Below are 20,405 nucleotides of genomic sequence, written 5' to 3' on the forward strand. Positions count from 1 at the left end.
CGGTGGACGCGTTGTTACCGTCCGAGCCGCCCCACGCCGTCCCCTGGAGGAACACAGCACCATGAGCATCCATCTGATCGGTGGAGGCCGGAACGAGGAAGCGTCCGCAGAGGTCTACGGGCCGTTCCTCCGGGAGGCCGGGACCGCCCCGGCCGTCGCCTGCCTGGTGCTCGGCGAGGGGGGCGGCACCGAACCCACCGACCGCCTCGCGGCCGTCCTGCGCGCCGCCGTCCCCTCGTGCCGGCCGGTGCCCGTACCGGTGCCGCCGGACGGGGCGTTCGACCCGGCCGTGCTGGCCGGCGCCGACGCGCTCCTGGTCCGCGGCGGTCCCGCCGCCGTCTGCCACGACGCGCTGGCCGGCGTGCTGGACACCGTCGCGCTGCACGTCCTGCGGGGCATGCCGTACGCGGGCGTCTCGGCGGGCGCGGCCGTCGCGGCCGAGCACGCGATCGTCGGCGGGCGGCTCTCCGACGGCGTCCCGGTCTGCCCCCCGGACGCCGCCGAGGGCCTGGAGGAGATCGACGTGCGCCCCGGTCTGGGCCTGCTGCCGGGCGCCGTCGAGCCGCGCGCCGCGCAGCGGGGGACGCTGTCCCGGCTGGTGGAGGTGGTCGCGCGGGGCCGCGCCGGACGCGGGGTGGCGCTCGACGAGGACACCCTGCTGACCGTGGACGGCGACCGGGCCCGGGTGTCGGGCCGGGGCCGGGTGCACACGGTGCGGACGGGCAACGCGACCGGGGACGTGGTGGTGCGGGCGTACGGCGCGGGCGAGGAGTTCACGATCTGACACGCGGCGGTCCGGAGGCGGCGGGCGGGGCGGCGGGGGCGGCGGGCCTCAGCCGTCGAGCGTTCCCTCCAGGTACCGCCGCACCGGCTCGTGCAGCCCGTGCGGCACCCGCTCCGCCAGCCCCGCGCGGGTGCACCAGGCCAGCGCGTCCAGCTCCTCGGCGTCCCGCACCCGTGCCGTCCCGGCGACCACCTCGCACGCCCAGTACGCCACCGTCCGGCGCGTCACCGGATGCGTGCGCTCCCCCAGCGGCGCGACGGCCCGCACCGCCAGGCCCGTCTCCTCGGCCACCTCCCGCACGGCGGCCTGCCGCGCCGTCTCCCCCGGCTCGACCCCGCCGGCCGGGAACTGCCACGACAGTTCGCCCCGAGCTCCTTCGGCCACCCGCCGGCGCACCATCAGCACCCGTCCGGCGCGCACGACGACCGCCGCCGCGATCCCCGCTTCCCCTTCCGCCACCGCGGTCCCCTTCCGTCCCGTCCCGACCGCCGCCGATATGGCCGGTTCCCCCCCTCCCCGGTTCTTCCCCGCGTCCGCGTCCGGCCGCACACTGGCCCCATGCGGGGGAACGTGCGCGAGATATCGGCCGTGGTGCTGTTCTTCGGGGGACTCGGCGTCGGCCTCGGCGCCGTCGGATGGGCCGTGCTCGGCGGAGCACCGGCCCTGGTCGGCTGGGGCGGTGCCGCCGCGGGGCTCCTCCTCCTCGTGGTCGCCGGGGGCGTGGCGCCGGGCACCGGGGAGACGACGGCCCTGGCCGGCGGCGGGGGGTCCGGGAGCTCCGTCGGCGGGGGCGGCGGCTGCGGCGGAGGATGCGGCGGGTGCGGCGGGTGCGGCGGGTGCGGCGGCTGACGGCGCCGGACGCGGGACCGCCCGGAAGGCGTAGGCCCCGAAGCGCCCTGGGAAGAGACCTTCCATGACCGCTACGAGTGACGGGCCCGCGGGCCTGCCCTTCCCGATGGCACGGGCGGACTACCTGGCCACCCTGCCCAAGGCCACCGTCTACGCCTGCCTGTACTTCACCGACGGACGCGGGCGCCCGCTGCAGATGCGCTCGGTCTACAACAGCCGGCCGTGGCAGATCCCCGGCGGCAACCTGGACCCGGGCGAGGACCCGTACCGGACGGCCGTGCGCGAGACGTACGAGGAGACCGGGCTGCGCGTGGAGCGGCCCGGCCCGCTGCTGCTGGTGCACTACATCCGCGACGACCCGGCCGAGGCCCCGATGGCCAAGATCGGGTTCTGTTTCGACGGCGGCGTCCTGGACGACGGGCAGCTCGCGTCCATCCGCCTCGACCCCGGCGAGCACGACCGCTGGGCCGTGGAGGACCTGGCCGTCTGGGAGCGGCTGATGTCCCCGGAGGGCTACCGGCGGCTGGCCGCGCTCGACGAGGCCCGCCGCACCGGCCGCGCGGGCGTGCTGGTGAGCGAACCGATCGCCTCCGAGGGGGCGTGAGGGCGGGTCCCGGGGCCGTCGGCGCCGCCCCGGCGCCGACGGCCCCGGCCGGACCTCAGTCGAACCAGCGGTCCTGGGCCAGCTCGTCCACCCGGGAGAGGTCCTCCAGCAGGGCGGCGGCCTCGAAGCGGCGCGGCCACTGCCCCGCCGCCCAGGCCAGGCCCGCCGCGACGCCCTCCACGGTGGCGGCGTGCAGGGTGCCGTCCGGGGTGAGCCGCCAGTCCAGCTCCACGCCGCCGACGACCAGTTCCTCGTGCTCGACGTAGGAGGCCGGGGCGCCGGGCAGCAGCACCCGCACCGCGTCGGGCACCTCGCGGGCCTCGCCCTCCCCGGTCACCGGGGCCTCCAGCGCCTCGCTCAGGCGGCGCACGTCCAGGACGGCGGCCAGGTCGGCGGCGAGCGCCGGGCGGACCGGCAGCAGCGGGCGGCCGGCGGTCAGGGGCAGCAGGTCGGGGGCGTCGGCGACCAGCGCGTCGGCGGCGTCCACCACCCGTACCTCGCCGTCGACGACGGCCCGCAGCTCGTCGGGGAGGGTCACCTCCTCCGGGTCGAGGGCCGCCAGCAGGGTGTAGAGGCCGTGGAGCTGGGCGGCGCCGACGGGCAGGGAGGGGTCGGCGAGGCGGCCGAGGAGCTCGGAGGCACCGCCGGGCTCGTCCAGCAGGGCGGCGGCGGAGGTGCGGACGCCCAGGGCGCGCAGCACCTGCTCGTCCAGGTCCGCGGTGGTGGCGGAGGCCTCCTCGTACAGTCCGGCCAGCAGCGGGTCGCCTCCCGCGGCGCGCAGTCCGGCGGGGCGGCGGCCGTCCAGGACGGGGTGGTCGCGCAGCCACCAGGCGGTGTAGGGGCGGACGGCCTCCACCGTGCCGTCGGGCAGCAGCACCCGCACGGGGGTGGTGAGCGCGTCGCGCAGCGGGGGGCGGGAGAGCATGGCCAGGGCCTGCGGCCAGCGGTCGTCGTCGACGAGGTCCAGGTCGCGCACGGCGAGCAGTTCGGAGGCGACGGGAGGGACGGGCGTCTCGGGCAGGCCGTCGAGGACGTCCTCGCACCACACGTCGACGGCGTCCAGCAGGCCCGCGTCGTCGGGCTCGGGGTGGTCGGTGTCGCGGGGCTCCAGCTCGTCCGGGTCCAGGACGACGTCGGTGGCGCGGACGAGGGCGAAGTCGGCCAGCACGCCGACCGCCGCCAGCGGCCCCTCGCCCCACTTCCCGGCCAGTCCGGGGTCGCACAGGGGCAGTTCCCCCTCGCGGACGACGCCGGCGAAGGCGCTGCCGGGGAGGACCAGTTCGGCGGCGGGGACGAGTTCGCCGTCCTCGTCGGGCAGGGCGAGCGCGCCGAGCCAGGGCTCGTCGCCGGGGGCGAGCCGGGCGTCGCGGACGAGGGCGAGGACGGTGTCGGCCAGTTCCTCGGGATCGAGGGGGCCGCCGTCCTCCTCGTCGTACCAGGCGTCCCCGGCGTCCAGCGACGCGGCGACCGCCGCCCGCACCTGCGGGGTGGTGAGCACCGCGCGGGGCGTGGCGGGGGTGGCGCCCAGCTTCTCCAGCAGCGGGTGGGCGGCGTCGGCGTGGGCGACCTTCAGCCCGAGGCGGGCCAGGGCTCCGGGGTCCACCGCGCCGCCCCCGCCGCCCGCCGCGTCCGCCGGCGGCAGCAGCACCCGGCGGGGCCCGATGGTGGTGCGGCCGTCGGCGAGGGGGACGGGCAGGCCGGTGAGCCGGTCGGGGTCGACACCGGCGAGGGAGTCGTACAGCCGCCGCCACCAGGAGGGGTCGCGCTCGACGCCGGCGAGCCGGTCGATCAGCTCGCCCAGCGGCACCCGGGGGACCTCCAGGGTGCGCAGCTCGGTGCGGCGCTCCTGCCCGGCGGGCAGCAGCGCGGGGAAGAGCTCCGCCAGCACCGCGACCGTGCCGGCCCCGGCGCCCTCGGCGATCTCGGCGTCGGCGGGGCGCAGCGCGTAGGGCTCGCCGTTCTCGTCCCTCGCCTCGCTCGCCAGGAACGGGGTGCGCGGCAGCCGCTCCAGGACCAGGCGGCGCAGCTCGCCGTCGAGCTCGGCCCTGCCGAGCCGTCCGGGCACCAGGTCGAGGGTGCCGGTGCTCACCGGGTGCCAGTCGCGCAGCAGGGCGGCGTAGGCGTCGGCGGCGCGCTCCAGGAGGAAGTCGGTGAGCGGGCCGGGCGCGATGCGGCGGCGGGACGGCTCCAGCGGGAAGGAGGCGATCAGCAGGGCGGGCAGGCCCATCGGCTCGTCGGTGGGGGTGGGGGCGTGGACGACGGGCGCCGTGCCGGGGCGCTCGGGCGCGCCGGAGCCGTCCACGGGCACGGCCCAGGTGACCGACCAGAACGGCCGCAGCCGCTCCTCGACGGGACGGTCGGCCAGCAGCGCGGGATCGGTGCGCCCGGAGTCGGCGGCCACGCGCCACCGGGTGGCGCCCCGCTCGGAACCGCTGTCCTCGACCACGGTGTACGGGCCGTCCTGGCGGCGGGTCAGGGTCCGCTCCCCGCCGTCGGTCTCGACCACGACCTCGTCGAGCCCCGGCAGGGTGAGCAGCAGCGCGTCGTCGACGGCGGTGAGCAGCCGGACCGCCAGCTCCTCGGCGGCCGCGTCCCGCAGCGGCAGCACCACCGCCGTGTCGTACCCCTGCGGGGCGCCGCCCTGGGCGGGCATCGGCAGCCGCAGCAGCGGCACGTGGCCCTCGCGGCGGCGCAGTTCGTCGGCGAGCCCGGGGCTGTGGGCGGCGGCCTCGGCGGCCATGTCCCGCGCTTCGGCCAGCGACCAGCGGGCGCCGCCGGTGCGGCAGACGACGGCGGGCTCGTCGCTGACGGCCAGGACGGCGGCGAAGCCGACGCCGAAGCGGCCGACGGGGCCCGGCCGGTGCCCGCCTTCCGCCCCGTCGTCGCGCTTGGCGGAGGCGCGCAGGGTGGACAGGGACTCCACGCCGGCCGCGTCCAGGGGCGCCCCGGTGTTGGCGGCGACGAGCACCCCGTCGCGCAGGGTGAGCCGCAGCCGGCCGGGCACGCCCGCGCGGGCGGCCGCGTCGGCGGCGTTCTGGGCCAGTTCGACCACCAGCCGGTCGCGGTAGCCGCCGAGGGCGAGGTCCTCCTCGGCGTTGGCGTCCTCCCGGAAACGGGCGGGGGACGCCGCCCAGGCGTCGAGTACGCCCCGGCGCAGCCGCGCGGTGTCGAAGGGATCCGCTCCGTCGCCCGCGCCCTGCACCAGCACCGTGCCGCTCACGTGTCCGTCTCCTCCGTCACGTCCGTCACGGGACGAGCCCGATTGCCTGTCTGCGGCGACGGTACTGCGTCCGGGGCGCCCCGTGTGCGCCGGGCCGCCGGTGGCGCGGGGCGGCGTCCCGTTCCCGGCCAGGAACGGGACGTTCCGGAACATTGGGGTATACAGAAGGAAAGGCATCCGCGTCTCGGCCCGCGGTCCCGGTCGGCGGGAGCGCGGCGGACAGGAGGATCCCATGGGCACGAGGGTCACGACGGCCGCGCGGGCCCCCGGCGGGCCGCTCGGCGGGAGCCCGGCTTCCGGGGCGGGTGCGTGATGCGCAGCCGCTTCGAGCCCGACCGGCGGCTCACCGGACGCATGGTGCTCACGATGTTCCTGCTCGGGCTGCTGTACGTGGGGTTCGTCGCCGCGCTGGTCGCGCTGCTCGACTCCCTCGTCCTGGTCGTCGTCATCGCCGCCGTCCTGCTGGGCGCGCAGTTCTGGTTCTCCGACCGGGTCGCCCTGTACGCCATGCGCGGCCGCCTGGTCACCCCGGAGGAGGAGCCGCGGCTGCACGGGGTGATCGACCGGCTGTGCGCCACCGCGGACATGCCGAAGCCGCGGGTCGCCGTCTCCGGCATGGACCTGCCCAACGCGTTCGCCACCGGCCGCAACGCGGACCACGCCGTGATCTGCGTGACCACCGGGCTGACACGGCGCCTGGAGACCGAGGAACTGGAGGGCGTCCTCGCCCACGAGCTCTCCCACGTCGCCCACCGCGACGTGGCGGTGATCACCATCGCCTCGTTCCTGGGCGTGCTCGCCGGACTCGTCGTCCGTTTCGCCTTCTACTCCCAGCTCTTCGGCGGGGGCCGCCGCGACCAGAACACCGCCGCCGTGCTCGCGACGGTCATGCTGGTCTCCGCCGTCGTGTACGCCCTCAGCTTCCTGCTCATCCGGGCGCTGTCGCGCTACCGCGAGCTGGCCGCCGACCGCGCCGCGGCCATGCTCACCGGGAAGCCCTCCGCCCTGGCCTCGGCCCTGACCAAGGTCAGCGGCGACATCGCCCGGATCCCCACCCGGGACCTGCGCACGGCCCAGGCGTTCAACGCGTTCTTCTTCACCCCCGCCCTCGGGTCCGGCAGCACGGTGGCCGGACTGTTCTCCACCCACCCCAGCCTGGACCGCCGCCTGGAGGCGCTCGCGGAGATCTCCGCTCGGCTGGGCGGCGAGGCGCCCTGAGAACCGGATCCGGGAAGGAGTCGCCCGTGGGCCTGTGGGACGTGCTGTTCGGCCGGAGCAAGCCGGCCCAGCCGGACCTCGACCGGCTCTTCGGCCTGCCCTCGGCGGCGATCGCCCTCCAGGCCGCCGCGGGCCTGTCCCCCACCGGGGCGGGCGCGGTGTGCTTCGCGAGCATCGAGGGCGGCGCCTTCGCGCGGATCCGGCAGGAGGTGCGGGCCCTGCTGGGCGCGGACTCCGGACGCGACAGCGGGACGGTGGAGTTCAGCGAGGACGGCTACGGGTACTCCTGGCTGCTCTCCCGCCGCTCCCCCGACGAGCTGCCCTCCCTGGTCAACGACCTGCACGCGGTGAACACCACGCTGCGGGACAGCGGCTTCGGCCCGCAGCTCCTGTGCTCCCTGATCACCTTCCGCACCCCCGGCCGGCACCCCCTCGCGCTGGTCTACCTCTACAAGCGCGGCACCTTCTACCCCTTCGCCCCGCTGCCCGGCCGCAAGCGCGACAACCCGCTGGAGCTCCAGGTCAGGGCGGCCCTCCAGGACGACCTGACCATCGAGCCGGACCTGGGCCGCTGGTTCCCGCTCTGGGGCGCCCCGGGCCTGTGACGGAAAGCAAGCCGGCCGGGGGCATGGTGCCGGAGGAGGCCCGCGACCCCGTCGACGCGATCGCCGTAGAGGATGCGACGCGATGCCGACCGGGCACCTGCCGGGAGTGGTGCGGGCCACGGAGTGGCGCTTCAAGTCGCCGTTCGCGGTGCGGCCGACCATGCGAGGCGGGCTGACCACCCGCTACCGGATCCACGAGGGCGGCGCGCCTCCCACCGCCGGGCGGCGGGGATCCCCGGCCGGGACCACCTCGACCCGGCTCGCGTCGGAGCGGGGCTGAATACAGATCTTGAGAATTCGCCGCACGGCTGTTCGGCCGGGCCGGAAAGGATCGGCCCGATCGGCGGGAAGCCGCCTGGCCGCCGCCCTGCCATCCCGCGCGGGCCCGCCGGAGAATACGCAGGAAATTCCCTGGATGATTGGGACGGAAAAAGTTCTCAGCCAACCCCCACGGCGCCCATTGAAACGTAGTTCACCCTGGTGCCAGCATTGCATCCGCAGCCGATCGCCGGTTTCCGGTCGAAGAACGGGCGATCCGCTCTGCCAGAAGGGGAAAACCTGGAGAAGGAGAATGAGTTGCCCAGAAAAACCGGTTTAGGCGCAGCATCCCTGCGCGCCGCCGCATGGGCCACCGGCATCGCGCTGACCCTGGGAGCGATCGCGCCGAGCGCCTCGGCCCTCCAGAGGGACACCGGTCGCTCCGGTGCCGCCCCGCCCGCGGCGACGGAAACCACCCGTGCGCTCCCCTTCGGGGAGGGGGCGGGGCTCTCCGGCGGTCCGGGGACCACAGCCTCCGAGGATGTCATCGAAGTCCTCGTGGGCGACAAGGAGGATCACGGCGCCCTCCAGGAGGTACCGCTGAGGACCGGTGGCTCCCTGCTCTTCGACCGCCGGGGCGAGGGGAGCGGGGAGGTCGCCCCCCCTGGCACGCATCGGCGCCGGGTGGTACGTCTACGTCTACCTGACCCCCAGCGAGCAGCGACTGCTCATCTCCGGAAGCCAGGCCGCCGTGACGGCGGCGATCTGCGCCGCCGCGTCCGTAGTCATCGGCGAGGGCGCCAACTGGCTGCGCAACAACGGCGTCTGCTCGGGCGAGATGGAACTCCGCTACAGTTACTCGAGTGTTATCGCGGGCAGGCCGATCCTGAGCGGCATCAAATGCATCTGATATCCCGGAAGTCATCGAATTCGCACGGGGGATCCTGACCCGGAGGAACCGCCCGCCCGCCGCGCGCGATCGGCCGTGCGCGGCGCCTCGTCATTTCGTCATCAGCCGGTGGAAAGAAAAGGGGTGGGCACGTGGGTGCCGCGAGGAAGAACAGGCGCTGGCTCTGGGTCAACGCGGGAATCGCCGCCGCCTTCTGCTCCGTGTGGCCCATCCGCGGCATGGTCGGCGGTGAGCTCTCCGCCGCGGAGGGCGCCCTGTACCTCGCCGTCGCCCTGGGGGTCGTGGCCGGGGTCTTCGCACTGGTCGGCCGCGTCAGGGGATCGAGCGGGCAGGGCGGGTAGGGCAGGCGGGCCTACGTCCCGGCGCCGTCCCCGTCCTCGCCCGTGTCCCCGTCGGCGACGGGGGCCCGCGGCCCTTCCTCGGTGCCGCCCAGGGGCATCTCGTCCACCTTCGTCTCGTCGATCACCGGCGGCGCCGGGCGGGGCGTCCTGGGCATGACGGCGGCCTCCGAGTGGGCGCCGCAGCCGAAGGCGAGGGAGACCACGCGGCCGTCGGCCGGGGAGAACTCGTTGGCGCACACCCCGAACGCCTGGCGCAGCGAGCCCGCCATCGGCACGAGGAACCCGCAGCTCTCGCAGGAGGCGGGAGCGGCCTGCGCCATGGGCGTCTTGGAGCCGAACGCCTCCTCCCAGCGGTCGGCGGCGGCGTGCAGTCCGTAGCGGGACAGGACCCGGGGCCGGCCCATGCCGATCTCCTCGACGACCGCCGCGATGCTGCCGCGCGCCGGGGCGCCGGGGAACTCGCCGGGCTCGTTGGTGGAGACGTCGGCGTCCTCGGCCTCCGCCACCCCCTCGGCGCCGGCCTCCTCCCAGGCCGCCTCCACGACCGCGGCGTGCGGCGAGGGGTCGCCGCCGCCGGTGTAGCCCGGCTCCAGGCGCAGGTCGTCCGCCTCGGTGGGCAGCAGGTCGCCGGGGCCCAGGTCGCCGGGGCGCAGCCGCTCGCTCCAGGGCACCCACTCGGGGGCGAGCAGCGCGTCGGGGCCGGGCAGCAGGACGGTCTCGTCGACCGTCACCACGCGCGCCCGCGAGGCCCGCGCGACCGTGGCGGCCCAGCGCCAGCCGCGGTACCCCGGCTCCAGGCACGCGAAGAAGTGCGTGACGACGCGGTCCCCCTCGGCCACGGCGCCCAGGTGATCGCCGATCCTGCCGGGGTGGGCGGCCTCCTGTGCCGCCTCCCGCGCCAGCTCGACCGCCTCGGCGCACAGGCGGTCAGGGGTACGGCCTCGCATCGCAGCACTCACAAGAATCGATTCTCTCCTACGCCGTTTCGCGGGTGCGCCTGCAGTGCGCCCGGGCAGGACGGGTGCGGACGGAGCGGACCGGCGGACCGCTGCGACGTCCGGACCCCAGCGGCCTCACCGGGCGGAGCGCACCATCCCCCCACGCTACCCCACGCACGTGCCGCGTCGGCCGTCGCACCTTCAACCGGTCCCCACCAATCGAAAGGCCCCGGGTAGAAGGGCCCCGGTGGGGCACACTGGCGACGTGACGGCCTTCAGGGCGTCCCCGGAGGAAGGGGGACGGTTCCGGCGGACGGCGCGGGCGATCGCCCGCGCCGTGCACGCGCCTCCCCGCGCGCTGGGCAGGCGGATCCGGCGGGCCACCCACGCGCAGGGCGCGGGCGAGTCGGGGCTGGGCAAGCTGATCGAGCTGCACGCCGTGAACTCGGCGGGCGACATGATGATCACCGTCGCCCTGGCCTCCACCATCTTCTTCTCCGTCCCCACCGGGGAGGCGCGCGGCCGGGTCGCCCTCTACCTGGCCGTGACCCTGGCCCCCTTCGCGCTGCTCGCGCCGGTCATCGGGCCGCTGCTGGACCGCATCCCGCACGGCCGGCGCGCCGCGATGGCCGGGTCGATGCTGGGCCGCGCGCTGCTCGCGCTGAGCATGGCCGGGGCGGTGGCCACCGGCAGTCTGGAGCTGTATCCGGCGGCGCTGGGCGTGCTGGTGGCGTCCAAGGCGTACGGGGTGGTCCGGTCGGCGGTGGTGCCGCGGCTGCTGCCCCACCGGATCTCGCTGGTGAAGGCGAACTCGCGGGTGACGCTCGCCGGGCTGCTGGCCACCGGGGCAGCGGCGCCGATCGGCGCCGCCCTGCACCGGCTGGGCCCGTCCTGGCCGCTGTACGGGGCGTTCGCGGTGTTCGTCGTGGGGACGTTCCTGTCCTTCTCGCTCCCCCGCACGGTGGACTCCGCCAAGGGCGAGCGGAAGGCCCTGCTGACCGCCTACGAGGCCGCGCACCAGAGGGCGGCGGAGGGCGCGGACGAAGACGGGGACGGGGACGGGGACGGCGGGAGCCGGCCCGGTCGGCCCGCGTCCGGCGCCTCCGGCACCGCCCCGGCGGGCGGGGCCGCGGGCGGCGGTGCGGGCGCCGGCGTGCCCGGTGCCGCCGGCACGAGGGGGAGCGGCAGACCGCGCCGCCCGGGCCTGCGCACCGTCGGCGCGCCGGTGTTCAACGCCCTGGTCGCCAACTCCTCCCTGCGCGCCCTCTCCGGTTTCCTCACCTTCTTCCTCGCCTTCATGCTGCGCGAGAACCCGCTGAGCGGGCTGAGCGCCGTGGTCTCGCTCGGGGTGGTCGCCGTCGCCGCGGGCGGCGGCAACGCGCTGGGCACGGCGCTGGGCGCCTGGCTGCGCGACCGCGGCCCGGAGCTGATCATCGCCTCCGTCCTGGGTCTGGCGCTGGCCGCGACCACGGTGGCGGCCGTGCTCTACGGCACGGTCACCGTGCCCGTCGTCGCCGCGACCGCCGGACTGGCGCAGGCGCTGGGCAAGCTCTCCCTGGACGCGCTGATCCAGCGTGACGTGCCGGAGCTGGTGCGCACCTCGGCCTTCGCCCGCTCCGAGACGCTGATGCAGATGTCGTGGGTGGTGGGCGGCGCCGTCGGGATCGCGCTGCCGCTGATCGGCCCGGTCGGCATGGGGGTGGCGGGGCTGGTCGTCGCGGCGGGCGCGTTCGCCACCGTTCGGCCCCTGTTGTCCGCCGCACGTCACGGCACACCCCACCCGCGCGTCGCCTGAACCGGGCCGCCGGGTAGCCTGCCGCCATGACCCACACGATCTCCCGGGGCAAGGGCAGCCGCACGATCCGCACTGCCGTAGCCATCGGTGCGGCCACCCTCGGGCTCGTCGCCCTCTCCGCCTGCGAGAAGCCGACCCCCCGTGCGACCGTGACCGTCGGCTCCGACAGCGTGTCCACCGAAGCCGCCTGTTACGAGGACGGCGGCGCGATCTCTCAGGAGAAGGTCCTCTCCTGCGCCAAGCAGGAGACGACGACCTCCATCTCGGTCGACGAGGGCGACCTGCTGCGCATCGGCGTCGACCCCGAGATCGCCGAGGAGGGCTGGGTGCTGTTCCTCGACGGCCAGCCGGCGGTCACCGACAAGATCGGCAAGACCTACCGCAGCTTCTCCGGCGACGCCTTCTTCCGGGACGGCGAGGCGAAGTCCGTCCGGCTCGGCATCGTCGGGTACGACGGCAGCGAGTACCACGGCGTGTGGAACATCGAGCTGAAGAAGGCGAGCGAGGGCTGACGTCCGCCCCCTCCGCCGCCGTGCGCGTCCTGGTCGCCACCGCCGTGCCCGCCGAGCGGGACGCGGTGGCGGCGGCGTGCGCGGCGGCGGGCGCCGGTGTGGAGGCCGACGTGCTCGCCACCGGTGCCGGGCCCGCCGCCGCGGCGGCCCGCACCGCCGTGGCATTGGCGCGGGAGGCGGCGCGCGGCCGTCCGTACGCGCTGGCGGTCTCGGCGGGCATCGGCGGCGGTTTCGCCCCGGCCGCGCCCGTCGGCTCGGTGGTCGTCGCCTCCGAGATCGTCGCCGCCGACCTGGGCGCCGAGACGCCCGGCGGCCCCGAGCCCTTCGCCTCCGTGGCCGACCTGGGCTTCGGCACGGCCGTCCACCGCCCGCCCACGGCGCTGGCCCGGGCCGCCGCCGAGGCGGCGGGCGCGGCGCTGGGGCCGGTGCTGACGGTCTCCACGGCGACCGGCACCGCCGGGCGGGCCGCGCTGCTGGCCCGGCTCCGCCCGGGCGCGCTGGCCGAGGCGATGGAGGGGTTCGGCGTGGCCGAGGCCGCGGCGGCCTGCGGCGTCCCCGCGCTGGAGGTCCGTGCGGTCTCCAACGCGGTGGGCCCGCGCGACCGGGCCGCCTGGCGGATCCCGGAGGCGCTGGCCGCCCTGGGGGCGGCCTTCGGCGCCATCGTGCCCGTACTGGACGGTTGGAGGGAACGGACATGGTCCTGAACAGCACCGGCGGAGCGCCGGAGGCGGCGGGCGCGGACGGCGCCGCCGGACGGGACGGGCGGCTGCGGATCGCGTACTCCCCCTGCCCCAACGACACCTTCGTCTTCCACGCCTGGGCGCACGGCCTGGTGCCGGGCGCCCCGCCGCCGGACGTGACGTTCGCGGACATCGACGTCACCAACGGCATGGCCGAGCGCGGCGAGCTGGACGTCCTCAAGGTCTCCTACGCGGTGCTGCCGTGGGTGCTGGAGGAGTACGCGCTGCTGCCGTGCGGCGGCGCGCTGGGACGCGGCTGCGGCCCCCTGGTGCTCACCCGGGAGCCGGGCACGGGCGCCGGGCTGCGCGGGGCGACGGTCGCGGTGCCCGGCGAGCGCTCGACGGCGTACCTGCTGTTCCGGCTCTGGGCGGCCGAGGCGGTGCCCGGCGGGGTCGGGCGGATCACGGTGATGCCGTTCCACGAGATCATGCCGGCGGTGCGCGACGGGGCCGTGGACGCCGGGCTGGTCATCCACGAGGCCCGCTTCACGTACCGGGAGTACGGACTCCACAGGCTGGCCGACATGGGCGAGCACTGGGAGACCGCCACCGGGCTGCCGATCCCGCTGGGGGCGATCGTCGCCCGGCGCTCGCTGGGGGCCGAGCGGCTGCGCGCCCTGGCCGGCGCCGTCCGCACCTCGGTGCGGATGGCGTGGGACGACCCGGAGGCGTCGCGCCCCTACGTGCTGGAGCACGCGCAGGAGATGGACCCGTCGGTCGCGGACCGGCACATCGGCCTGTACGTCAACGAGTTCACCGCCGACCTGGGCGAGAGCGGCTACGCGGCGGTGCGGGCGCTCCTCACGCGTGCCGCGGCCGAGGGGCTGGTGCCGCCCCTCGGCCGCGGTGCGCTGGACTTCGTCTGACCGCGCGGCTCCGCACGGGCCGGGACCCGGCGGGCGGGGAGCCGCGTGCCGGGTGTCAGACGTCGAGCTGGTCGGCCACCACCCGGAGCATGTTGGCGATCTTGTGGCCCTGCTGGCGGTCGGGGTAGCGCCCGCGCTCCAGCTGCTGCGCCACCCCGTCCAGCAGGGTGGTGAGGTCCTGCACGATCGACGCCAGCTCGTCGGGTTTGCGCCGCTGGGCGGCGGCCACCGACGGCGCCGGATCCAGGAGGGTGACCGAGAGCGCCTGGTCACCGCGCTGGCCAGCGACGACGCCGAACTCGACGCGCTGGCCGGGCCTCAGCGTGTCCACTCCGGCCGGGAGCACCGACGAATGCACGAAGACGTCTCCGCCGTCGTCGCGGGAGAGGAAGCCGAAACCCTTCTCACTGTTGAACCACTTGACCTTGCCGGTAGGCACGTCTGTCCTCGTCTTCGAAATCGTCCGGGTGGCCGGTCTGCCACTACGGGGAGAAGCAACGGATCCGAATAAAACACCGGCGGGCCGCTCGACCCGCCGCAACAAGATTAATGATCCACGTCCGGGTGACAAGACGCCCCGGGACCGCACCCCCGTGTGCCGCGCGCGGCCTGCCACGGAACTACCCTGTCCCGGTGACCAGTGAAACGTCCCGCCCGGGAGATCTCCTCGTGCGCGTCGGCGCCGCCGTCTTCGCCGTCGGCGCGGTGGCGACGCTCGTGACCATCACGCCGCTGTTCCTCGGCTGGGACCCGCTGCCCACGGCCGCCTACCTCGTCAGCATGCTGATGGGGGTCGGCTTCGCCGTCGCCGGCGCCGGGGTGCTGCGCTCGATCGCGGCGCAGCGGCGCGAGGCGCGGGAGTCGTCCCCCCGCTAGCCCGGCGCGCCGTCCCAGGCCCGGTTCCGGCGCGAGCGCCGCCGGGCTCAGCCCGCGTACGCCTCCAGCCAGGCGGGGAACTCCGTCAGGTCCTCCAGGACGACGTCGGCGCCCGCCTCCCGCAGCTCCTCCGCCGCGCACGGCCCCGTCGGCACGGCCACCGACAGCGCGCCGGCCGCCCGCGCCCCGCGCACGTCGCCCAGGTGGTCGCCGACGTAGACGCCCGCCCCGTGCTCGACCAGCGCCTCGGCCTTGGCCTCCGCCCACAGCCAGCCGACCACCGCGTCCGGGGTGATGCCCAGGTGGTCGAGGTGGAGCTTGGCGTTGGGCTCGTGCTTGGCGGTGACCACGATCGCCTTGCCGCCCGTGCGGTGCACCGCCTCCACCGCCTCCCGGGCGCCGGGCATGGCGAGGGTGGGCTCGATGGCGTGGTCCACGTACAGCTCGCGGTAGCGCTCGGCGGCCCCGTCCAGCTCCTCCTCGGGGAACCAGTGGGCCAGCTCGACCTCCAGCGGCGGCCCGAGGCGGGTGACGGCCAGGTCGGCGTCGATGGGGGTGCCGGTCTCGGCGGCGAGCGCCCGGTAGGTCGCCCGGATGCCGGGGCGGGAGTCGATCAGCGTCATGTCCAGGTCGAAGCCGACCGTCACCGGGCGAGAAGTCATGTCCTTCATTGTGCACTCCGGGCCCGGTCGGCGTACGGCCGGTGCGGGAGGGCCTGGTTAGGTTAACCTAACCGGGCCCTCCCTTCCCCGGACGCCCCGAGGTGCCGATGCCAGCCGCCGCCACCGCCGCCGAGCACGGCGGGGACCTCGGCCCGCGCGCCCCCGCGCGCCGCACGGCCGTCCGCCGGCTGCTGTGGACGGCCGCCGCGGCCGCCGCCCTGGCCGCCGCGGCGGTGCTGAGCCTGGCCGTCGGCAGCCGCGCGATCGCCCCGTCGGAGGTGTACGGGGCGCTGCTGCACGGCGGCGACGGTCCCGCCGCCCAGGTGGTGCGCACCCTGCGCGTGCCCCGCACCGTGCTGGCGGTGCTGGTCGGCGCGGCGCTGGGCATGGCGGGCTGCGTGATGCAGGGCCTGACCCGCAATCCGATCGCCGAACCGGGGGTCCTCGGCGTCAGCCAGGGCGCCGCGCTCGGCGTCGTCCTGGCCATCGCCTGTGCCGGGGTGCACACGCTCACCGGCTACGTCTGGTTCGCCTTCGCGGGCGCGGGCGTCGCGGGCGCCGCCGTCTACCTGGTCGCCGCCCGGGGGCGCGACGGGGCGACGCCGGTGAAGCTGGCCCTGGCCGGCGCCGCCGTCAACGCCCTGCTGTACTCGGTGGTGGCGGGCGTGCTGACCACGCGGGCCGCCACGCTGGACGAGTTCCGCTTCTGGCAGGTCGGCTCGGTGGCCGGGCGCGACGCGGAGGTGATCGGGCAGGTCTGGCCGTTCCTGGCGGTGGGCGCGCTGCTGGCGCTGGGCGTGGCGCGCGGCCTGGACTCCCTGGCCCTGGGCGAGGACATGGCCAGGGGGCTGGGGCAGAACGTGGCGGCGGTGCGGATCACCGGCGGGATCGGCGCCACCGTCCTCACCGGTGCGGGCGTCGCCGCCGCCGGGCCCATCGCCTTCGTCGGCCTGGCCGTGCCCCACATCGCCCGCGCCCTGGTCGGCTCCGGCCACCGCCGGCTGCTGGCGATGTCGGCGCTGCTGGGCCCGGTGGTGCTGCTGGCGGCGGACGTGGTGGGGCGGATCGCGGTGCCGCCGGGCGAGGTCCCGGCGGGCGTGATGACGGCGCTGATCGGGGTGCCGTTCCTGGTGGCGCTGGTGCGCGGGAAGAGGGTGGGCTCGTGACCGCCGCCGGGACCGCGCCGAAGGGGCCGGCCGTCCGGCCCGCCGGGTACGGGCTGGTGCGCCGCGGGCGCGCCTCGTTCCTCGTCCACCGCCGCTCCCTGCTCACCGCCGCCGCCCTGGCCGCCGCCCTGGCCGCCGCCGCCGTCGCCTCGCTCTCCCTGGGCGAGACGGCCACCGCACCCGCCGAGGTGGTGAAGGTGCTGCTGGGGCAGCCCTCGCCCGAGGAACTGGTGGTGGGGACGCTGCGGCTGCCGCGCCTGGTCGTCGGGGTGCTGGTCGGCGCCGCGCTGGCCGTGGCGGGCGGGCTGATCCAGACCGTCGCCCGCAACCCGCTGGCCAGCCCGGAGATCATCGGCGTCACACAGGGCGCGGCCGCCGTGACCGTCGGCGCGATGACCTTCGGCGTGACCTCGTACGCGCTCCTGCCCTACCTCTCCGTCGCGGGCGGGGTGCTGGCCGCCGCGCTGGTCTACCTCTTCGCCTGGCGGCGCGGCATCCACGCGGCCCGCTTCGTCCTCATCGGCCTGGGCTTCTCCGTCGCGCTGCGCTCGGTCACCCAGCTGTTCATGACCAAGGGCGACTTCCTCGCCGCCCAGCAGGCCCAGGTGTGGATGACCGGCTCGCTCAACGGCCGCGGCTGGGAGCAGGCCGGGCCGCTGGGCTGGGCGCTGCTGGCGGCGCTGCCGGCCGTCGTGTGGTGCGCCCGCGCCCAGCGGGACGCCTCCCTGGACGACGGCACCGCCACCGCGCTCGGCGTGCGCCCGGACCGCACCCGCCTGGGGCTGACCGCCACCGGCGTCGTCCTGGCCTCCGTGGCCACCGGCGCCGCCGGGCCGGTGGACTTCGTGGCGCTGCTCTCCCCGCAGATCGCCCGCCGCCTGACCCGCACCGCGCAGGTCCCGCTGGTCGCCACGGCCCTGCTGGGCGCCCTCACCGTCACCCTCGGGGACCTGCTGGCCCGCAGGATGTTCGCCCCCGTCGAGCTGCCGGTCGGGGTGCTGACCGCGGCGATCGGGGCACCGTACCTGATCTGGCTGATCGCCCGTAGCCGCACCGGAGGCACAGCATGACGACCGACGAACCCGCCGGGCCGGACGCCCCCGCGAGCCGGCCGGCCGCCCCCGCGAGCCGGCTGGCCGCCCGCGGCCTCACCCTCGCCTACGAGGACCGCACCGTCGTCGACGGCCTCGACCTGGACGTCCCCGACGGCCGCGTCACCGTCATCGTCGGGCCCAACGCCTGCGGCAAGTCCACCACCCTGCGGGCACTGGGGCGGCTGCTCAAGCCCCGGGGCGGGGCGGTGCTGCTGGACGGCCGGGAGCTGTCGGACATCCCCACGCGGCACATCGCCCGCTCCCTCGGGCTGCTCCCCCAGGCGCCGGTCGCGCCCGAGGCGATCACCGTCGCGGACCTGGTGGCCCGGGGCCGCCGCCCCCACCAGCGCTGGTGGCAGCAGTGGTCGGAGACCGACGAGGCGGCCGTCGCCGAGGCCATGGCCCGCACCGGCGTGACCGGTCTGGCCGGACGCCCCGTGGACGAGCTCTCCGGCGGGCAGCGCCAGCGGGTGTGGATCGCGATGGCCCTCGCCCAGGACACCGAGCTGCTGCTGCTGGACGAGCCGACGACGTACCTCGACATCGCCCACCAGGTGGAGGTGCTCGACCTGGTGCGGCGGCTCAACCGCGAGCGGGGCCGCACCGTGGTGATGGTCCTGCACGACCTCAACCAGGCGGCCCGCTACGCCGACCACCTCGTCGCCCTGCGCGAGGGCCGGATCGCCGCGCAGGGCCCGCCCGCCGAGGTCGTCACCGCCGACCTGGTCCGCGAGGTCTTCGGCCTGGCGGCCGTGGTCGTCCCCGACCCGGTGACCGGCGGTCCGCTGGTCGTCCCCGGCGCCCCCTGGAACTCCCCCACGGCCCCCACACCCGTGACCGCCTCCGGCCCTGGAAAGGCAACCGCATGACTCCCATCCGACGCCGTACGCTCACCGCCCTGGTGCTGGCCGCCGCCCTGGGCCTGTCCGCCTGCGGCTCCGACTCCGGTCCGGGCCCCGGCCCGGACGGGGGCGCCCCCGGCGGCACCCGCGTGGTGGAGACGGCCAACGGCGACGTCGAGGTGCCGGACGACCCCAAGCGCGTGGTCGTCCTGGACACCGCCGAGCTGGACTCGGCCGTCACCCTGGGCGTCAGGCCCGTCGGTTCCACCCGCTCCGACGTCGCCTCCGGCTTCCTGGCGTACCTGCCGCGGGAGAAGGTCGAGGGCATCGAGGACGTGGGCACCATCGCGGCGCCCAACCTGGAGCGGATCGCCGCCCTCAGGCCCGACCTGATCCTGGGCAGCAACGTCCGCGACAAGGACCGCTACGACGAGCTGTCGAAGATCGCCCCGACCGTCTTCACCGAGACCACCGGCGCCCCGTGGAAGGAGAACTTCCTCCTCCACGCCGACGCCCTGGGCAGGGCGGACGAGGCGCGGAAGGTCGTCGCCGCCTACGAGAGGAAGGCCCGCGAGGTCACCGAGGCCCTCGGCGGCCCCGAGAAGGCGAAGGAGACGACGGTGAGCGTCGTCCGCTTCGTCGAGGGCGCCGACACCCGCATCTACGGCCGGGAGAACTACATCGGCACGATCCTCGCCGACATCGGCGTCGACCGCCCGGCCATCGCCGACGAGGCCCCCGACGGCTTCTCGGTCGACGTCAGCCCGGAGAAGGTCGACCAGGGCGACGCGGACGTCGTCTTCTACACCTCCTACGGCGACCCGGCGAAGTCCGGCGAGGAGAAGGCCGTCGGCGGCCCGCTGTGGAAGGGCATGGAGGCGGTGCGCAACGGCCGCGCCTTCCGCGTGGACGACGAGACCTGGATCCAGGGCATCGGCTACACGGCGGCCGGCACGATCCTGGACGAGATGAAGGGGCACCTCACCCGGGGCTGACCCCGGGCGGGAGCCCCTCAGCCCCTCGGCCGCCGCGCGCGCCAGAGCAGGTACAGCGCGCTGGCGACGGCGGCGGCGCGCAGCGCCCAGGGCCAGGAGGCGGCGAGCTCGTCGCCCAGCGCGCCCCGGGCGACCGGCTCGCCCCAGCGGCCCTCGGTGCGGCCCCACAGCCACACCAGGCCGGCGGCGGCGACCGCGCCGGGGACGACCGCCACCGCCCGCTTGGCCTCCTGGCGGCTCAGCCGGGGCGACCACCAGGCGGCCAGCCAGCCCAGGCCCAGCGGGACCAGCGAGCCCACCACCGCGCCCGCCACCAGCAGGGCGGCCGCCAGCAGTTCCACCGCGCCGCCCCTGCGCGGAACGCGCCCGCCCCCGGCGGCACCCGCGGTGCGGGGGCGCAGCAGCCGCGTCCACGGCCTGCGGGAGGCGGCGGGCGCCTCCCGGGCCACGCCCTCGTCGGCCGCCTCCACCGCCTCGCCCGCCGGCGTTCCCGGGAGCGGCGCCCCGGCCGCCTTCCCCGCCGCGGCCCGCTCCCGCTCCCGCTCCGGGTCCGGCGGCGGCTTGAGGACCTCCGGCAGCTCGATCCCGCCGGTGAAGCCGCCCACCGGCACCTGCCCGCCGGGCGCGTACCGGCCCGCGGGAGGACTGCGCCACCAGTCGGAGCCGCCCTCCGGCGAGCCGCGCTCCCCGGAGCCCGCCAGGTGCGGCGAGGAGGCGGCGGGCGGCGGGGCGGACGGGCCCTGCGCTCCGGCGGGCCGGGCGGTCCCGCCGGATCCCGTGCGCCCGGAGCGCCCGGCGGCCGGACGCGGCGCCCTGGGCTGCGGCACGGCCACACCCGTCCGCGCGACGACGTCCTCGGGCCGCCCGATCCCGTCCAGGATCCTGCGGACCCCGGCCACGGTGTCCGCGCCGCCCGACTCGGCCCGGCGCCGGTCGATGTCGGCGCGCACCCGGCTCACCAGGCGGGCCCGCTCGGCGGCCGACATGGCCGTGCCGTGCGCCAGATCGCCGATCCGGCTCAGATAGTCGAAGACGAGCTGCTCGCTCTCGATGCCCACCGAACTCCCCAGCGGCTCCCGGACCTTGACGCCCCTACGCATCCGACCGTACCGCGCCCCACCGTCGCCGGA

At 76.4% G+C, this 20,405-nt stretch carries 23 protein-coding genes; 17 read left to right on the top strand and 6 right to left on the bottom strand.

Going from position 1 to position 20,405, the window contains the following annotated elements:
• Nucleotides 1–61: 61 nt before the first annotated feature.
• Nucleotides 62–784 (top strand): Type 1 glutamine amidotransferase-like domain-containing protein, encoded by a 723-nt coding sequence (locus tag ACFSJS_RS03085; RefSeq protein WP_380896355.1) that lies wholly within the window; start codon nucleotides 62–64, stop codon nucleotides 782–784.
• Nucleotides 785–832: 48 nt separating this feature from the next.
• On the opposite strand, the gene ACFSJS_RS03090 is transcribed toward ACFSJS_RS03085, so the two are convergent.
• Entirely contained in the window at nucleotides 833–1,243 is a 411-nt protein-coding gene (locus ACFSJS_RS03090) for an NUDIX domain-containing protein (RefSeq protein ID WP_380896357.1), read from the bottom strand.
• A gap of 99 nt (nucleotides 1,244–1,342) precedes the next feature.
• Between ACFSJS_RS03090 and ACFSJS_RS03095 the strand changes: the two genes are divergently transcribed.
• Nucleotides 1,343–1,633 carry a hypothetical protein gene (locus ACFSJS_RS03095; protein WP_380896359.1) on the top strand — a complete coding sequence of 97 codons (291 nt, stop codon included), beginning with the start codon at nucleotides 1,343–1,345 and terminating at the stop codon, nucleotides 1,631–1,633.
• A gap of 64 nt (nucleotides 1,634–1,697) precedes the next feature.
• Nucleotides 1,698–2,237, top strand: a complete 540-nt coding sequence (locus tag ACFSJS_RS03100) for an NUDIX domain-containing protein (protein WP_380896361.1) — start codon at nucleotides 1,698–1,700, stop codon at nucleotides 2,235–2,237.
• A 55-nt stretch (nucleotides 2,238–2,292) separates the two neighbouring features.
• Here ACFSJS_RS03100 and ACFSJS_RS03105 read toward each other — a convergent pair whose 3' ends face one another.
• Nucleotides 2,293–5,457, bottom strand: coding sequence for a sacsin N-terminal ATP-binding-like domain-containing protein (locus ACFSJS_RS03105; protein WP_380896363.1), 3,165 nt, complete (start codon nucleotides 5,455–5,457; stop codon nucleotides 2,293–2,295).
• Between the two features lie 312 nt (nucleotides 5,458–5,769).
• Between ACFSJS_RS03105 and htpX the strand changes: the two genes are divergently transcribed.
• The 5 genes from htpX to ACFSJS_RS03130 all read left to right on the top strand — a co-directional run bounded on the left by htpX (nucleotide 5,770) and on the right by ACFSJS_RS03130 (nucleotide 8,789).
• Complete coding sequence (htpX, locus tag ACFSJS_RS03110; RefSeq protein WP_380896365.1) at nucleotides 5,770–6,675, top strand: zinc metalloprotease HtpX; 906 nt, start codon at nucleotides 5,770–5,772, stop codon at nucleotides 6,673–6,675.
• A gap of 26 nt (nucleotides 6,676–6,701) precedes the next feature.
• A complete protein-coding gene (gene pspAB, locus ACFSJS_RS03115) occupies nucleotides 6,702–7,280 on the top strand; it encodes a PspA-associated protein PspAB (RefSeq protein ID WP_380896367.1) in 579 nt (192 codons plus the stop codon).
• An 82-nt stretch (nucleotides 7,281–7,362) separates the two neighbouring features.
• Nucleotides 7,363–7,560 carry a hypothetical protein gene (locus tag ACFSJS_RS03120; RefSeq protein ID WP_380896369.1) on the top strand — a complete coding sequence of 66 codons (198 nt, stop codon included), beginning with the start codon at nucleotides 7,363–7,365 and terminating at the stop codon, nucleotides 7,558–7,560.
• 588 nt (nucleotides 7,561–8,148) lie between these two features.
• Nucleotides 8,149–8,448 carry a hypothetical protein gene (locus ACFSJS_RS03125; RefSeq protein ID WP_380896371.1) on the top strand — a complete coding sequence of 100 codons (300 nt, stop codon included), beginning with the start codon at nucleotides 8,149–8,151 and terminating at the stop codon, nucleotides 8,446–8,448.
• Nucleotides 8,449–8,579: 131 nt separating this feature from the next.
• The gene (locus ACFSJS_RS03130; RefSeq protein ID WP_380896373.1) at nucleotides 8,580–8,789 is read left to right on the top strand and encodes a hypothetical protein; all 210 of its coding nucleotides are present in this window, start codon (nucleotides 8,580–8,582) and stop codon (nucleotides 8,787–8,789) included.
• Nucleotides 8,790–8,800: 11 nt separating this feature from the next.
• Here ACFSJS_RS03130 and ACFSJS_RS03135 read toward each other — a convergent pair whose 3' ends face one another.
• Nucleotides 8,801–9,736 (bottom strand): DUF3027 domain-containing protein, encoded by a 936-nt coding sequence (locus ACFSJS_RS03135; protein ID WP_380896375.1) that lies wholly within the window; start codon nucleotides 9,734–9,736, stop codon nucleotides 8,801–8,803.
• Between the two features lie 256 nt (nucleotides 9,737–9,992).
• Here ACFSJS_RS03135 and ACFSJS_RS03140 point away from each other — a divergent pair, with 256 nt between their 5' ends.
• The 4 genes from ACFSJS_RS03140 to ACFSJS_RS03155 are packed head-to-tail and all read left to right on the top strand — an operon-like array spanning nucleotide 9,993 to nucleotide 13,640.
• Nucleotides 9,993–11,522, top strand: coding sequence for an MFS transporter (locus ACFSJS_RS03140; protein WP_380896377.1), 1,530 nt, complete (start codon nucleotides 9,993–9,995; stop codon nucleotides 11,520–11,522).
• Between the two features lie 26 nt (nucleotides 11,523–11,548).
• Complete coding sequence (locus tag ACFSJS_RS03145) at nucleotides 11,549–12,034, top strand: DUF2771 domain-containing protein (RefSeq protein ID WP_380896379.1); 486 nt, start codon at nucleotides 11,549–11,551, stop codon at nucleotides 12,032–12,034.
• Nucleotides 12,035–12,054: 20 nt separating this feature from the next.
• The gene (locus tag ACFSJS_RS03150) at nucleotides 12,055–12,738 is read left to right on the top strand and encodes a futalosine hydrolase (protein WP_380896784.1); all 684 of its coding nucleotides are present in this window, start codon (nucleotides 12,055–12,057) and stop codon (nucleotides 12,736–12,738) included.
• Entirely contained in the window at nucleotides 12,729–13,640 is a 912-nt protein-coding gene (locus ACFSJS_RS03155; RefSeq protein ID WP_380896381.1) for a 1,4-dihydroxy-6-naphthoate synthase, read from the top strand. The genes ACFSJS_RS03150 and ACFSJS_RS03155 overlap by 10 nt, the downstream gene beginning before the upstream one ends.
• A gap of 55 nt (nucleotides 13,641–13,695) precedes the next feature.
• Here ACFSJS_RS03155 and ACFSJS_RS03160 read toward each other — a convergent pair whose 3' ends face one another.
• A complete protein-coding gene (locus ACFSJS_RS03160; protein ID WP_380896383.1) occupies nucleotides 13,696–14,079 on the bottom strand; it encodes a cold-shock protein in 384 nt (127 codons plus the stop codon).
• A 194-nt stretch (nucleotides 14,080–14,273) separates the two neighbouring features.
• Here ACFSJS_RS03160 and ACFSJS_RS03165 point away from each other — a divergent pair, with 194 nt between their 5' ends.
• On the top strand, nucleotides 14,274–14,516 hold the full coding sequence (locus ACFSJS_RS03165; RefSeq protein ID WP_380896385.1) for a hypothetical protein: 243 nt from the start codon (nucleotides 14,274–14,276) through the stop codon (nucleotides 14,514–14,516).
• Nucleotides 14,517–14,563: 47 nt separating this feature from the next.
• On the opposite strand, the gene ACFSJS_RS03170 is transcribed toward ACFSJS_RS03165, so the two are convergent.
• A complete protein-coding gene (locus tag ACFSJS_RS03170; protein ID WP_380896387.1) occupies nucleotides 14,564–15,178 on the bottom strand; it encodes an HAD family hydrolase in 615 nt (204 codons plus the stop codon).
• Between the two features lie 107 nt (nucleotides 15,179–15,285).
• On the opposite strand from ACFSJS_RS03170, the gene ACFSJS_RS03175 reads away from it, so the two are divergent.
• From ACFSJS_RS03175 to ACFSJS_RS03190, 4 genes are read left to right on the top strand one after another with little or no spacing between them, the layout of a single operon-like run.
• Nucleotides 15,286–16,344 (top strand): FecCD family ABC transporter permease, encoded by a 1,059-nt coding sequence (locus ACFSJS_RS03175; RefSeq protein WP_380896389.1) that lies wholly within the window; start codon nucleotides 15,286–15,288, stop codon nucleotides 16,342–16,344.
• Nucleotides 16,341–17,414, top strand: a complete 1,074-nt coding sequence (locus ACFSJS_RS03180) for a FecCD family ABC transporter permease (protein WP_380896391.1) — start codon at nucleotides 16,341–16,343, stop codon at nucleotides 17,412–17,414. Before ACFSJS_RS03175 ends, ACFSJS_RS03180 begins: the two co-directional genes overlap by 4 nt.
• Nucleotides 17,411–18,307: an ABC transporter ATP-binding protein gene (locus ACFSJS_RS03185; protein ID WP_380896393.1), complete on the top strand. Its 897-nt coding sequence runs from the start codon at nucleotides 17,411–17,413 to the stop codon at nucleotides 18,305–18,307. Before ACFSJS_RS03180 ends, ACFSJS_RS03185 begins: the two co-directional genes overlap by 4 nt.
• Nucleotides 18,304–19,275: an ABC transporter substrate-binding protein gene (locus ACFSJS_RS03190; protein ID WP_380896395.1), complete on the top strand. Its 972-nt coding sequence runs from the start codon at nucleotides 18,304–18,306 to the stop codon at nucleotides 19,273–19,275. The genes ACFSJS_RS03185 and ACFSJS_RS03190 overlap by 4 nt, the downstream gene beginning before the upstream one ends.
• A gap of 17 nt (nucleotides 19,276–19,292) precedes the next feature.
• Here the strand turns inward: ACFSJS_RS03190 and ACFSJS_RS03195 are convergent, their stop codons facing one another.
• Complete coding sequence (locus ACFSJS_RS03195) at nucleotides 19,293–20,375, bottom strand: hypothetical protein (RefSeq protein WP_380896397.1); 1,083 nt, start codon at nucleotides 20,373–20,375, stop codon at nucleotides 19,293–19,295.
• Between the last annotated feature and the right edge of the window lie 30 nt (nucleotides 20,376–20,405).

It is taken from the genome of Streptomyces desertarenae, assembly GCF_042681365.1.
GTDB classification, from domain to species: Bacteria; Actinomycetota; Actinomycetes; order Streptomycetales; family Streptomycetaceae; genus Streptomyces; species Streptomyces desertarenae.